This window comes from Streptomyces sp. NBC_00057 (genome assembly GCF_045041165.1).
GTDB lineage: Bacteria > Actinomycetota > Actinomycetes > Streptomycetales > Streptomycetaceae > Streptomyces.
Window position 1 is genome coordinate 8413072 of sequence record NZ_CP108256.1, and the last position, 14306, is coordinate 8427377.

The 14306-nt window shown below is 70.3% G+C and carries 11 protein-coding genes; 1 reads left to right on the forward strand and 10 read right to left on the reverse strand.

Annotated features, from left to right (window positions below; translation table 11 throughout):
• The first annotated feature begins 45 nt into the window (after positions 1–45).
• Positions 46–1590 carry a phytoene desaturase family protein gene (locus OG953_RS39510; RefSeq protein WP_405690572.1) on the forward strand — a complete coding sequence of 515 codons (1545 nt, stop codon included), beginning with the start codon at positions 46–48 and terminating at the stop codon, positions 1588–1590.
• A gap of 10 nt (positions 1591–1600) precedes the next feature.
• Here OG953_RS39510 and OG953_RS39515 read toward each other — a convergent pair whose 3' ends face one another.
• From OG953_RS39515 to OG953_RS39560, 10 genes are read right to left on the reverse strand one after another with little or no spacing between them, the layout of a single operon-like run.
• Positions 1601–2575 (reverse strand): acetylxylan esterase, encoded by a 975-nt coding sequence (locus OG953_RS39515; protein WP_405690575.1) that lies wholly within the window; start codon positions 2573–2575, stop codon positions 1601–1603.
• A gap of 4 nt (positions 2576–2579) precedes the next feature.
• Positions 2580–5003 (reverse strand): polysaccharide lyase 8 family protein, encoded by a 2424-nt coding sequence (locus tag OG953_RS39520; RefSeq protein WP_405690577.1) that lies wholly within the window; start codon positions 5001–5003, stop codon positions 2580–2582.
• Between the two features lie 10 nt (positions 5004–5013).
• Complete coding sequence (locus OG953_RS39525; RefSeq protein WP_405690578.1) at positions 5014–6165, reverse strand: SGNH/GDSL hydrolase family protein; 1152 nt, start codon at positions 6163–6165, stop codon at positions 5014–5016.
• The gene (locus OG953_RS39530) at positions 6162–7241 is read right to left on the reverse strand and encodes a DUF1565 domain-containing protein (protein ID WP_405690580.1); all 1080 of its coding nucleotides are present in this window, start codon (positions 7239–7241) and stop codon (positions 6162–6164) included. The genes OG953_RS39525 and OG953_RS39530 overlap by 4 nt, the downstream gene beginning before the upstream one ends.
• Positions 7238–7840: a DUF624 domain-containing protein gene (locus OG953_RS39535; RefSeq protein WP_405690582.1), complete on the reverse strand. Its 603-nt coding sequence runs from the start codon at positions 7838–7840 to the stop codon at positions 7238–7240. Before OG953_RS39535 ends, OG953_RS39530 begins: the two co-directional genes overlap by 4 nt.
• Positions 7841–7842: 2 nt before the next feature.
• A complete protein-coding gene (locus OG953_RS39540) occupies positions 7843–9780 on the reverse strand; it encodes a hypothetical protein (protein WP_405690584.1) in 1938 nt (645 codons plus the stop codon).
• 51 nt (positions 9781–9831) lie between these two features.
• A complete protein-coding gene (locus OG953_RS39545) occupies positions 9832–11622 on the reverse strand; it encodes a heparinase II/III family protein (protein ID WP_405690586.1) in 1791 nt (596 codons plus the stop codon).
• Positions 11610–12374 carry an SDR family NAD(P)-dependent oxidoreductase gene (locus OG953_RS39550; RefSeq protein ID WP_405690588.1) on the reverse strand — a complete coding sequence of 255 codons (765 nt, stop codon included), beginning with the start codon at positions 12372–12374 and terminating at the stop codon, positions 11610–11612. The genes OG953_RS39545 and OG953_RS39550 overlap by 13 nt, the downstream gene beginning before the upstream one ends.
• Before the next feature lie 45 nt (positions 12375–12419).
• A complete protein-coding gene (locus OG953_RS39555) occupies positions 12420–13343 on the reverse strand; it encodes a carbohydrate ABC transporter permease (protein WP_405690590.1) in 924 nt (307 codons plus the stop codon).
• Positions 13330–14298: a carbohydrate ABC transporter permease gene (locus tag OG953_RS39560; protein WP_405690592.1), complete on the reverse strand. Its 969-nt coding sequence runs from the start codon at positions 14296–14298 to the stop codon at positions 13330–13332. Before OG953_RS39560 ends, OG953_RS39555 begins: the two co-directional genes overlap by 14 nt.
• Positions 14299–14306: the final 8 nt, after the last annotated feature.

Genomic DNA, 14306 nt, shown 5'->3' on the forward strand with positions numbered 1-14306 from the left:
GCCACAGCCTCTGGTCAGGGTTGATCGTCCGTGCTACGAAGGGTCATGCCCGCACCCGACAGCTATGACGCAGTGATCGTGGGCGGCGGCCACAACGGTCTGGTCGCCGCCGCCTACCTCGCCCGTGCCGGACAGTCCGTCCTGGTCCTGGAACGCCTCGCCACCACCGGCGGAGCGGCCGTCTCGACCCGCCCCTTCGACGGGGTCGACGCCCGACTGTCGCGCTACTCGTACCTCGTGTCCCTGCTGCCGCAGAAGATCGTCCGCGATCTCCGCCTGGACTTCGCCGTACGCAAGCGGACTGTCTCCTCGTACACCCCGACCGTGCGCGGTGGGCACGCAACCGGGCTGCTCGTCGGCGGGGACCGTACCCGGGACTCCTTCGCCGCACTCACCGGCTCGGACCGGGAGTACGAGGCGTGGCAGCGCTTCTACGGCATGACGCGACGCGTCGCCGAGCGGGCCTTTCCGACTCTCATCGAACCTCTGCCGACGCGGGACGCGCTGCGTGAGCGGATCGGTGACAAGGAGGCCTGGCGGACACTCTTCGAGGAGCCCATCGGTGTCGCCGTCGAGAAGAATTTCCATGACGACCTCGTACGCGGAGTCGTTCTCACCGATGCCCTGATCGGCACCTTCGCCGATGCGCACGATCCGTCCCTGCTCCAGAACCGCTGCTTTCTCTACCACGTCATCGGCGGCGGCACCGGCGACTGGGACGTCCCGGTCGGCGGCATGGGCGCGCTCACCGACGCCCTCGCCCGTGCCGCCCGCGAGGCCGGGGCTCAGATCCGCGTACGGCACGAGGCGACCCGCATCGAGACCGACGGAACACGGGCCGAGGTCACCGTCCGCTCGCCCGAAGCGGAACACGTCGTCACGGCCCGCAGGGTCCTCGTCAACGCCTCGCCGCAGGCCCTCGCCGCCCTCCTCGGGGACGAGCCGCCCACCCCGGCCGAGGGCGCGCAGCTGAAGGTGAACATGCTGCTCACCCGGCTGCCCCGACTGCGTGACCGCTCAGTCGACCCGCGCGAGGCCTTCGCCGGCACGTTCCACATCGCCGAGGGGTACGGGCAGCTCGCCGAAGCCCACCGGGACGCGGCGGCGGGCCGGCTGCCCGCCGCTCCGCCGTCCGAGATCTACTGCCACTCGCTGACCGACCCGTCGATCCTCGGCCCCGACCTTGCCGCCCGCGGCTACCAGACCCTCACCCTCTTCGGTCTGCACACCCCCGCCCGGCTCTTCGCCGCCGACAACGCGGCGACACGCGCCGAGCTGCTGACGGCCACGCTCGCCGAACTCGACGCGCACCTGGACGAGCCGATCACCGACTGCCTGGCACGCGACGAGAACGGCGAGCCGTGCATCGAGGCGAAGACACCGCTCGACCTCGAACAGGATCTGCGGCTGCCCGGCGGCCACATCTTCCACCGGGACCTCGCCTTCCCGCACGCAACCGAATCCACCGGCCGGTGGGGTGTGGAGACGGCGCACGCCAATGTGCTGCTGTGCGGGGCGGGCGCCGTACGCGGTGGCGGGGTCAGCGGGGTTCCCGGCCACAACGCCGCGATGGCGGCGCTGGGCCGGTGACCTTCTTGCGCTAGCGTCCGAACACGCCACGCAGCGCGTCGCGTTTGCGCGGCAGGTCGTACTCCGCGCCGCCCTCGTGCCCGTTGTACGTGAACACCTCGATCTCGGCCGGACCCGCATAGCGGTGATACGCGGCGAACACCGTGGACGACGGGCAGATCCTGTCCATCAGACCGACCGAGAACCACGCCGGGGCGGTCGCCCGTGCCGCGAAGTTGACCCCGTCGAAGTAGGACAGGGTCTCCATCGCCTCGTCGATCCGGAAGCGGTGTCCGGACAGCCAGCGGGCGATCTCCGCATACGGTCCGGCGTCCGTGATCTGCGAGGCACGCCGGTAGTGGCAGAGGAACGGCACATCGGCGACCGCCGCCGCGATGTCGTCGCGCAGCCCGGCGACGGCCAGGGCGAGCCCGCCGCCCTGGCTGCCCCCGAGCACGGCCACCCGGGAAGCGTCCACCGCCTCATGGGCCTTCGCCGCGTCCACCGCCCGCACCGCGTCCGTGATCAGCCGCCGGTAGTAGTGGCGGTACGGGTCCTCGATGCCGCGGGTCAGGAAGCCGGGGGAGGACGAGCCGTGCCCGTCGGGGCCGATGTCAGGGGTGTCCGCGGTGTTCTTGCCGCCGCCGCCCTGGCCCCGGTTGTCCATGACCAGATGTGCGTATCCGAGTGCGCTCCAGGTCAGCCAGGAGTACGGAATGCCCCGGCCGCCGTTGTAGCCGATGTACTGCACCACGGCGGGCAGCGGACCCGAGCGTGCCTTCGGTAGCATCAGCCATGCCTTCACGGGCTGCCCGCCCCAGCCGCGGAACGTCACATCGAGTACATCGACGGTCGCGAACCCGGCGTCGTACGGGACGAACTCGGCGTCCAGGGTGTGGCGGGCCGTCTCGGTGAGCGTCTTCTCCCAGAAGGCGTCGAAGTCGGCCGGCTCCTCCGGTTCCGGCCGGTAGCCGCGCAGCCGGTCCAGATCCATGTCGAACAGCAAGGGTCTAGCTCCTCTTCAGGGTGAGGTTGAGGGTTGCACCGTGGCGTTCAGCAGTGTCGGCGGTGATCCGGATGCCGTTGCCGGTGGGTGCGGCGCTGACACCCGGATCGGCGGAGGCGATGGTCAGACCGCGCTGCGCCAGGTCCAGGACCACCGAGGACCGCAGCTGTGTCGGGTCGGACAGTGACACTCTCACCGTCTTTCCGTCCGGTCGTACGAGCACCGAGGCGGGACCGTCCGATGCCAGGTTCTGCACGGTGCCCGCGGTCCAGAAGTTCGCGGCGACCAGTCCGTCCGCGCAGCGGCGTACCGCATGCACGGCGGTGGAGCGGGCGATCAGCTTCACCGGAGGCGCGGACGACCACCGCTTCGTACGCTCGGCGGAGGCCGCCGGGGCCTGCAGCCAGAAGTAGCCCGCCCCGCTCGGCGCGGTGCCGTGGTCCTGCCACAGCGTCAGATACGGGCGGGTGACCGGGGTGTCCGTGCCGTACTTGAGGTTGATCTCGCGCCAGGTCGCAGTGCGGTCCTCGCGCAGGCCGTGGAGCGTGGCGGGCTCGGGGAAGACGTAGCCGCCGGTCCCGGCGACATGCAGCCACCGCACCTGGCCGAGCTCTGCCGACCAGCCGGCGTCCGTGGGCGCGGCCGTGCCGTTGACGAGCAGGGCCGCCTTCGGGTCGCGGAGCTTCCGGTTCTCCACGACCGTCTCGGCCGTGCCCGCGTCGGACGTGATGCCCGAGCCGACACAGGCGATCACATCGTCCAGGCAGAACCAGCTCTTCAGCCCGTGCAGCGAACTTCCGTACGCCCGCAGCTCCATGCCGTAGGCACCGAGCGTCGTCCCGGGCAGTGCGGTGCCGCCCGCCCAGTCAGCCGTACTGGTCGTGCGCTGCCCCGCCGCGTCCGAGGGCCGGCCGGCGATGACGGTGGTGCCGGGCAGCCGGGCCGGGTCGACGGTCGGCCAGTAGTCCTCGCTGTAGTGCCCGAGGTCGTCGGTGTACAGCAGGACCATGCCGTCGGAGAGGTGCCAGGCGTGCAGATTCTCGTTCTGGATCGACTCGTAGTTGTAGATCCGGGACGAGTACGCGGAGATGCCGAGCGCGAAGGACGGCCGGTGGTGGGCCGCCTTGTCCATCCGCGGGTGCTGCCTGTGCGCGACCAGCGGCCCGCGCGCAGGGACAGGGGAGGCGATGACCTGCCGGGCGGCGACGAGCGAGGCGAGATCGGTGACGGCGAGGAAGTCCCGGTAGGTGTCCTCGGCGATCCATTGCTTGACCAGGGCGGTGAACCGGTCGGCCGTCTCGCCGGGGAAGCTCGGGATCAGTCGCACCACCGCCTCGATGACCGTCTGCGCCGAGACATGGCCCTGCTTGCTGGGGCGGGCGATCTCGCGCCCGCACACCGATGCCATCACATCGCCGCGCGCCAGCAGCGGGTCGAAGCCGTCGTCGACCCAGCTGCGGACGTTGTCGAGATCGGGGTCGGTGACCGTCCACGCCGTACCCGCGAGCAGGTTCAGCAGCCGGGAGAGGTTGTTGAGCAACTCCTTGCCGTACCCGCCGTTGTACGGGTGCTTGTAGTGCTGGAGGAACGAACCGTCGGAGTAGAAGCCCTCGCCGGTACCCTCCGCCGCCGCGCCCTCGTCGTTGAAGGCGAGGACACTGTTGGCACCCGAACCCTCGACGTCCGAAAGAGCGTCACGGACCCGGGCCAGATCGTCGCCGTTGTCGCTGAGCACGGCGTTGACGGCGACGACGGTGGAGATCCACACCCGGTTGGCGCCGGTCGCGATCTGCCGGTCGGCCCGCCAGAGGTTCGGGTCGGGCGTGTAGTGCCGGACAGCGGTGTTGATCCGGCCCAGCCGCTCCGTCCCGAGCGTGTCGTACAGCAGCACGGTCGCGTCGTTGAGGGCGAGCGCGGAGCCGATCTCCCAGTCCCAGTCGTTGTCGAACCGGGTGTGGCCGGGGCCGTATCGGTTCGTCAGCATCCAGTCGATGCCCGCCAGCAGCAGATCGCGCAGCGCGGTGTCACCGTACTGAGGAGTGCCGGGCACGGCCCACGCGGTCGCGACCGTGGCGAGCCTCTTGAACGATGTCGTGACGTGGTTGGAGAGCGTGGTGCTGGTCAGATCGGGGAACAGCCCGTCGGTACGGGTCGGGTCGAGGCCCTTCGCCGAGGTGGTGGCGGCCTTGCCGATCCTGGCCACGGCCGCGGCGATCTGCGGGTCCGTCAGGTCGAGCCCCGGGCCGCCGGTGAGCAGGGTGTGCCAGCGGGTGCGCAGGGAGGCGGCGTCATCGACGGCGGCGTTCCCGGCCATCGCGTGCGCGGTGGCCGCGGTGAGCGTGAGCGGCAGGGCGGCGGCTGCGCCGAGCGCCGCCGCCCCGGCGAGAACGGTGCGGCGGGTGGCGCCCGGAGTGGTGCCTGGGTTCATGATGCGGCCCTCACAGAAGGTGTCGGCGGTCGACGGCCGCGGCGAGCGCGGCATGACCGGCGGGGTTGGGGTGCAGTCCGTCGCCGCTGTCGTACGCGGGCAGCATCCGCGACGGTTGTTCCGGGTCGCGCAGTGCCGCGTCGAAGTCGGCGACGGCGTCGAAGACCCGGCCGGTCCGGAGCGCCGCGTTGACCTGCTGCCGCACCGCTTCCAGCTCCGGCGTCCAGCGGGTCCAGCCCCCGAACGGGGTGACGGTCGCGCCGACCACCCGCAGCCCTGCGTTACGGGCGCGAAGCACCAGCTGTCGGTACCCGGCAAGGACCCGCGCCGGATCGGTCTGGCTCGGCGGCTGCTGGAGGTCGTTGACACCGAGATGCACGAGTACGGTCCGCAGCCCCGGAAGCGACAGCACATCGCGGTCGAAGCGTGCCTGTCCGCTCGGCCCGAACCGGGCGTCGTCCAGCAGCACCCGGTTGCCGCTGATGCCGAGATTGGCGACGGCCGAACCGGGAAGGCGCCTGGCCAGCTGGTCGGGCCAGCGCAGATCGGCGTCGTCGGGTGTGCCGACGCCCTCCGCTATGGAGTCGCCGAGCACCGCGATCACCGGCCCGTGCGCACCCGTCACCTCGACACCCGTCAGCAGGAACACCGATGTGGTGCGCACGCCGTCCACGGTGTGCGAGGCATGGGTGTTGCGGTGGAAGGACAGCGGCCCGGTGGGGCCGGGGAGCCGGGTCTCCACCGTCAGAGCCGCCGCTTCGGTGGTACGCAGACCGGCGACCGGGTCACTGGTCAGCGAGGCGCCCGCGGCGATCCACGCCTGCCGTCGCCCCCCGAACGTCACCGGCCGGCCGCCCGCCGTCACAGGGCCGATCAGGACCGGAACCGTGCCGAAGGCGTGTCCGTAGCGCAGCCGGACCGTTCCGCCTGCCGACAGCCGTACATTGGCGGTGAATGTGCCGTCGGTCAGCCCGGCGCTCGCCACCGCGTCGACGGCGGTCGGCGCGGTCTGCGCGGTGGCCCACGACGTTGTCCAGCGCGACCGGCTCATGCCGCTGTTCGACGTCTCGGCGGCCTGTGCGCCCGGGGCCGTCGCGGCGACCGCCGCCAGACCTGCGGCCGCTGTCAGTACCCCGCGTCTCGCGGGTCCCCGCCCGGTCACCGGGGGCACACACCGGTCGGCGTGTACTCGCTGCCGTAGGTGCCGACCGAGTCGCCACCGGTGTTGCCGCTCATCGTGTTGGTGCACACCGGACCCTGCGGCGTGCGCATGAACTTGATGCCGCCGCCCGCGTTACCGGTGATGGTGTTGCCGTAGACACTGGTGTCGATACCGTCGGTTGCGGTGTCGCCGCCGAGCCGGATGCCCGCGCCGACGTTGTCGTGAATGGTGTTGTACCGGAAGATGTTGCCGCTGCCGCGCGCGTCCAGCCCACCGGAGCTGGAGTCCTTCTGACCACTGCAGTCGTTGTACTCGACGTAGTTGTTGGTCGAGTTCTCCTTCACATCGACGCACTCATTGCCCTGGGTGGCGATGGTGTTGTGGTGGATGCGGTTGTTCTTGCTGATGTCGGGGGCCGAGTCCGGGGCGCCGTTCGCCCCCTGCTGCTCAGGGGCTGTCCCGAGATAGATGCCCTCGCCGTTCTTGCCGCCGCCGCCGAACTTGAAGTCATTGACCCCGCAGTCGGTGATCGTGTTGTCGGAGATGTCGGCGCCGGTCACCAGGTAGCGCACCCGCAGGCATTCGTCGGCGGCGTTCTTCAGCGTCATCCCGGTGATGCGCAGACCGCCCACACCATTGCCGGGAGTTGTGCTCATGACATAGATGAGCTTGAGGCGGTACCCCGACACATCGGTGGAGGACCCGTGCAGCCCGTCCACGGTGAATCCGCTGAGCGTCGTCGAGTCGTGCTGTACCTGAATGATCCGGGCGTCGCCGGCCCCCTTGACCACGGCGCTCGACGGGCCGGTGATGGTGACTCCGGCGCGCTTGGTCACGACGTCCTGCTTGTACGTGCCGGAAGCGAGGTTCACGACCGAGCCCGTCGGTGCCAGGTCGACAGCTTTCTGGATCGTGGCGAGCGGGGCGCTCGCCGACGTACCGGCGTTGGAGTCGCTGCCGGACGGCGACACGTAGTACGCGGTGGCGGCTTCGGCGGCCACGGACGTCGGGGGGAAGACGAGCGGGGCGCCTGCGGCAAGCGCGGCGACGAGAGTGGTGCGTAGTACACGGCTCATGGGGTGTGCCTCCTGGGGTCTGCGAAGGACAGAGCGAGTAGTACGGGGATGCTGGGGCCGAGGAGCAGGGGCCCCAGCGGTACGACGAGGGAGAGCAGCGCGGCGGAGATCACCGCGCCGAGCAGTGCGGTGCCGCGGGCCGCGGACCCGAAGCCGAGGGCCAGCGCACCGCGCGACCAGGTGCGGACCGCTCCGTGCGGCGACCGGCCCGCCTCGGCCGCGAGCGCCACATGATGGATGACCAGAACGGCCGCGATGCCCACCTGCGCGGCGAGCAGCACGAACGTCCACGGCTCCGAGCGGCCCAGCAGATAGATGATGTTGGCCGTCAGGACGATCCCGGCCGCGGTGGACGCCAGACAGTGGCGCCACAGGGCCCGCCAGTACTGCGGGAAGGCGCTGAACGCGTTGGTGAAGCAGTGGCTGTCACCCTCCGCCCGCCACCGCTGCAGGGCGTGCCCCATTGCGGCGAGCGCGGGCAGCCAGGTCACGACACCGAGCGACATCACGGCGAACGCGGCCCCGGCGGCGGCCGGGTAGGCCACGAACTCCAGCCGCCGCAGCAGAGTCGGCCAGCCGGACGAGAGGGTTGCCTGCATGATCAGCCGACCTTTCCTGTGTACGGCTCCGGGACATCGAGGAGCGCGCGGCCGTCCAGCTCCAGCCGGGTGGCCGCCACCACATACGGGGCGCAGCCGTCGCCGCCGAGCAGCACCGCCGCCGCATCGGCCGAGACGGCGGCGGTACGGATGCGACGGGCGACGGGGGAGAGGAGCACGGTCTCCTCGCCGAACGTGATGCCCTCGCCCTCCGCACACACGACCCGCTCGGCGGCGACCGGTCCGCCGCCCGGGGTGATCGCGGTGAGGAAGAGACCGTTCGACGTCCGCGCGGTCGTCGAACGCAGCGTGTGCAGCGTGCGGGTGAGGCGCAGCTCCGGCGTACTCGACGTCGGATTGGCCTCGACCTCCGTGGCCTCGGAGACGACTGGAGCGTCGAGCGGCGCGAACTGCCGCACCAGCGCCGAGGCCGCCCCGGACCGGATCAGCCGGCTGCCGTCCGGCTGCGGCTCGGTCGGCCGGTCGGTCTGGAGCAGGAACGTCCATTCCCGCTCCGTGTCCGCGTCGGCGAGGTCCAGCAGCACGAGCCGCCCCGACGGGGTGAACACCAGCGTCCGGTCCAGCCGCCGCACCCCGAGCCCGGGGTCGTACATCGCCGCGATCTCCGCCGTGGCATGCGCCCAGCCGCAGTCGGGGGCGGCGAGCACATCACGCTGCCGGGCCTGCCGCTCGTACGGGATGTCCTTGTACACGTGGTAGCGGTCCTCGTCCGCGTACCCCTGTCCGTCCACCAGCAGCAGGTTGTGGTGCGCGGCCCGTTTGCGGTTGCTGTAGCCCTCGTCGACCGCGAGGAACGCACCCTGCGAGACCAGCACGAAGGAGCCCGAATCGGGGTGGTGGTGCCCCTGGCTGAGGGTCTCCCATCCCCGCTCGGCCCGGTGCTTCGCCGACGTCTCCCACGCCTTGTGGCCACCTCCTGGGCTTGCCTTGAACGAGACGAGCGTGGCGTCGTCGTCCCAACCGGTGCGGGCCGCGAGCAGACCGAGATCCGGGAAGAAGGCCCTGGTCTCGGTGGGGCGGGCGCCGGCCACGGACGGGTCGTACCAGAGGTACTCGAGGTAGGCCTCCGGCAGAATTCCGGGCCGCACCCCGCTCTCCGCGGCTTCCTGCCACAGCAGTTCACCCGAGGCGAGATCGCCCATCCACTGCGCCTCCGGGATGCCGTACTGGGCCGCGAGACGGTAGTACAGACCGGCGCTGTGCCCGCTGCGCCGGTCGTGGCAGTCGCCGTGGTCGACATTGAACGCGAAGCCGGGGGCGGTCTGGTGCAGCCGGTAGCGGAAGGTGCGGGAGAGGAAACCGCCTCGCCCCCACCAGTCGATGCCCTCCGCCTCCTGGAGGAGATCCAGATGGATGGCGAGGAAGGGCACGCCGTAGCGCCAGTACACGACACCTTCGGCGTGCGAACCGTCCTCGGGCATCAGATCGAGGACCGTGCCGAGGTTGTCCTTGGCACGCTCGGTCCACTCCTCCTTGTCCAGCACATAGCCGGCCGTCGCCAGACCCGCGTAACAGATCCAGTTGTGGTTCTGCCAGTACGACGACGACCACCAGCCGCCCTCGCTCGCCACCGCGAACTCGTACATCCGCCGCCCCTGGAGCAGCAGCTTGTACCGCAGCAGTGCCCGCACCCCGTCCGGCAGATCGTCGCCGATCCACCGGTACGCGAGCGACAGATGGTGCAACAGCCAGCCTGCGTCCAGATCGTGGTCCGGCATATGGGCCTTGCCCCAGTGCGGCAGCCGCACCGCGGCCTCGATCCATCGGCGGCTCTCCGCCAGATGGGCCGGGTCGCCGCCGACCCGGTAGGCCAGCGCCGGGTTGGAGGCGGCCGGGCCCAGCCAGGTGATGCTGGCCAGGGGGTGCGTACGGGGCGGGTTCAGCCCGCGGTGGCGGGCGGCCTCCTCATACAAACGCACCTCCTGCGCGAGGCGCGGACCGGGCGGCGGGGTCGCCGAGAGCAACAAGGGTCAGTCCTCCGTCCGGAACCGTGCGGTGCTGCCGTCGGTCAGCGCGACCGTCAGCAGTCCGTCACCGTCCAGCTGTACGCCGGTGACGGCAGGGCCCGCCGACGCCGCCTGATACACCGAGGCGAAGGTGATCCGGTCCGACTTCGCGGTGAAGTCGACCCGGGTACGCATGCACTGCGGATCGTCGGCCGGACCGGGGCCCGGCCGGGTGACCGGACGCACGGCCGCGCCGGGGGTGTGGGTGTGCCAGCCGTGCAGGGTCTCCTCGCCGTACCAGGTGGTGCGCACCGGACCCGCGGCCTGGAGCTGGATGTCCAGCGCGACACCGGGACGCAGCTGCGCGGTGAGCTGCCGCTTGTCCTCGGCTGTCACGGTCAGCAGGTCGACCAGATAGCTTTCGCCGAGTGCGACCTGCCGCACCGCACGCACACCTTCGTACGCCGTCGTCACCTCGGCCGTGACGCAGGAGCCGTCCGAGCCGAGCAACTTCCCGGTGCACTCGGCTTGTTCCGCGTAGTCCACCCGGAAGGCGGGGTGCGCCTCGGTCGATGCGTACAGATCACGGAACTCGGCGTGGGCGTAGGGCACTTGACCGGGGTCGGGCTGCCACGGCGTGGTGTCCCCGTACAGATACAACGACAGTTTGTCGCGGTGCCCGTGCGAGCCGCCGTGCGGACCGAAGTCCAGCAGTGCGTGGACGCCCGCGTGGTGCAGCACCGCGTATCCGGCGGTGGGGAACACCGTGACCGGCTTCGGCGCCGGACGCTCCGGCAGCGGGGGTCCCGCGAACCATCCACCCAGCTCGCGGTCGAGCCCGTCGTCATGTACGCCGAGCTCGTCGCGAGCCCGCCCTGCCACCGCATCGAGAGCGGGGGAGGGCGCCAACTGCTGTGCCAATGCGACAAGTTCGAGCCACTCCATCGCGAGCGGACCGCGCAGATACGGGCCGTCGTGCAGCGCGGGCAGAATGCCGCCCGGAGTGGCGATCGTCGCCAGTACGTCCGTCATCCCGGCCAGTACGTCCACCACATCGGACGGAACGGCCGCGGGGTCGATGGAGCGCAGCGCCAACAGCGCGGCCCGCAGCACGAACCCGTGGTAGTAGGTGCTGCCCTCCCACTCCCAGCCGTCCCCGGCGACCGCGACCCGAAGATGCGCGTACAGCCCGTGCTCGCCCTCCAGCCACTGCTTGGCGCCGTCCCACTCCTGGCCACGGGCCGCTGCAGCGCCCCGACTCGCCGCCACACCCGCGGCGTTGAGCCACGCGGTGTAGTTGGAGGCGAGGTGGCCCTGACCGGTCAGCACGTCCCGGGCGTCCAGCGCCGCCCGCTCCAGGTCGTCGAGGAGCGGCAGCAACGCCGCCAGATGTTCCGTGGACTCCGCGGCCAGTGTGATCACGGTGTGCCCGACATTGACCGCCCAGATGGCGTCGGTCAGCGCCTGGTGGAAGAGCCGGCCGCGCAGCATCCAGGTCTGCGCCTCGCCGTGCCGTTCGGTGGCGAGCTCGGCGTACAGCCCCGCGTACTCGACGAGCCGCTCCACCGCCTGAGCACGCTCGCCCCGGTGGGCGAGCACCCGAAGGTGCCGCGCCCACGCCTGGTGCGACAGCACCAGCCAGGCACCGCGCACCGCCTCGTCATCCACCCGGCAGCCGTACGCACAGCGCGCACCGCCCGCCGGGAAGACCCCGGCGAGCAGATCACCGTGGTCGAGCTCCACACCGTGCGCCGGGCAGACGTACGCGTGCCACCAGCCGCCCCGCTCCCGGGCGATCTGCCTCAACGCGGCCACACGCCACCGTCGATGTCCACCGTGGTGGCGGTGAGGAAGCCGGACGACGGCGACGCCAGATGCACGACCGCGGCGGCGACATCCTCCGGGGTACCGGCCCGGCCGACCGGGATGCCCGCCTCCATCGCCTGCTGCGCCTCGGGCGCGGTGAACGTGTCGTGGAAGGCGGTGCCCTTGATGAAGCCGGGCGCCACGGTGTTGACCGTGATGCCTGTGCCGCCGAGCTCCTTGGCCAGGCCCTTGGTGAAGCCGCGGACACCGGCCTTGGCCGCCGCGTAGGCGACCGAACCGGGGCCGCCGCCGTTGTGCGCGGCCAGCGAGGACATGGTGATGATGCGCCCGGCCGACGACTTCGTCAGCTGCGGCAGCGCGGCCCGCACGGTGCGGAAGGTCGACGTCAGATTGGTGGAGATGACCTGTTCGAAGTGGTCGTCGGACATCTCGGCGATCGTGGCCCGGCCGATCAGGTGGCCCGCGTTGCAGACCAGCACGTCCAGGCCGCCGAGGAAGCCGGTCGCCTCCTCGACGAGCCGGTCCACATCGCCCGTCACGGTGACATCGGCCTTGAACGCCTTCGCCCTGCGGCCCAGTGCCTCGATCGCGGAGACCGTCTTGGCGGCCTCGTCGGCGGAGGAGTGGTAGTGGACGGCGACATCGGCGCCGGCCTCGGCAAGAGCGACGGCGATGGCGCGGCCGATTCCGTGGCCCGCCCCTGTCACCAGTGCGCGGGAGCCGTTGAGATCAGCAGACATGAAGTGAAAACCTTTCGATACCCGGCCGCTTGGGACCGGAACCGGTCACTTGAGACCGGCGGTTGCGAAGCCCTGCACGAAATAGCGCTGGCCGATGAGGAAGAGAACGACCATGGGAAGGGTGGCCAGCGTGGTGCCGGCCATCAGGAAGTGCCACTGGGGGCCGTTCTCCGTCTTGAAGACGGAGAGCCCGACCTGGATCACCCGCAGGCTGTCCGTACGGGTCACCAGCAGGGGCCAGAGGAAGTTGTTCCACGACGACTCGAAGGTCAGCAGCGCCACAGTGGTGAGCGCGGGCTTGACCTGCGGCGTCATGATCCTGGCGTAGATCCGGAACTCGCCCAGACCGTCGAGCCTGGCCGCCTCCTCCAGCTCGACCGGAAGGTCCAGATAGAACTGGCGGAAGAGGAAGACGGCGAACGGGGTGACGGCGCCGGGAATGATGAGCGCCCACCAGGAGTCCAGCCAGCCGCTTCCGCCCTGGCCGAAGATGTCGTTCCCGCCGGCCAGCGGCATGAAGCGGACGATCAGGAACTCGGGCAGCACCTTGGTGTACGTCGGGATCATCAGTGCGGCGATGAAGGCGTAGAAGATGACCTCGCTGCCCCGGAACCTGATCCGCGCCAGCGCGTATCCGGCCATCGACGCCACCAGCACATTGATGACGGTGTGGCTGAACGCGATGATGAAGCTGTTGCGTGCGTACGTCGCGAACGGCGCCGCCTTCAGTGCGTCGACATAGTTTCCGAAATCCCAGTGTTCCGGGAGCAGTCCGGCGTCCTGCGAGGCGATCTCGACCGGCGTCTTGAGCGAGGTGAGCACCATCCAGACGAACGGGGCCACCATCAGCAGTGAGACGACGGTGAGCGTCAGATAGAGCGCGATCCGGCCGACGGAGAGCGGCTTTCCCTTCGTCCGGGGCCGGGCCTTCTCCACAACCCCGGGCCTCTGAAGCTCAGTTGTGGCCACGGGTGCCTCCCATGATCCGCCGGTTGACCAGGGTGAAGCCCATCAGCAGCACGAACAGCACCAGTGACTGCGCGGAGGCGTAGCCGATGCGGAACTCCCGGAAGGCGGACTTGTAGATCTCGAACGTCATCATCGTGGTGCTGTTGGCCGGGCCGCCGTCGGTCAGGATGTAGATCTGGTCGAACGACTGGAACGCGCTGATCATCGACGTGATGAGCACGAAGAACGTCGCGGGCTTCAGCAGCGGCAGGGTGATCGAGAAGAACTGCCGCACCTTCGACGCACCGTCCACCGAAGCCGCCTCGTACAGCTCCTTCGGCAGGGACTGCAGCGCGGCCAAGTAGATGAGCATCTTCATGCCGATGCCCTGCCAGATGCCGACCAGGATCACCGAAGGCATCGCCCACGATGTCGACGACAGCCAGGCCGGGCCTTGGATCCCGAGGAACGACAGGAGTGTGTTCAGCAGCCCGTTGCCCGGGTTGTAGATCCACAGCCAGACCAGGGCGATCGCGACGGTCGCCGTCACCTGGGGAATGAAGACCGCGGTACGGAAGATGCCCCGCGCTTTCAGCCCGGTGTGCAGCGCCAGGGCCACGAGCAGCCCCAGCATCATGCCGAACGGCACGGTGAAGAAGGTGTAGACAACGGTGTTGACGATGGACTTGCGGAACACCGCGTCGTCCAGCATGTCCCGGAAGTTGTCCAGGCCCACGAACTGCGGCGCCGTCAGCACGTCGTACTTCGTGAAGGCCAGAACCACCGACGCGACGACCGGCAGGCCGATCCAGAGCGAGGCGTGCAGCAGCGCGGGCGCCACCATCAGCATGCCGGCGCGTTGCCTGCGGCGCCCCGGGCCGGTGGGTGCCCGGCCGGTGCGTTTCTTCGCGACCGTGTGCTCGGCCGGGGAAGGCGGCGGCGCGGGCCTCGCCTTCAATACGGATGTCGCTCCCACAGTGACGG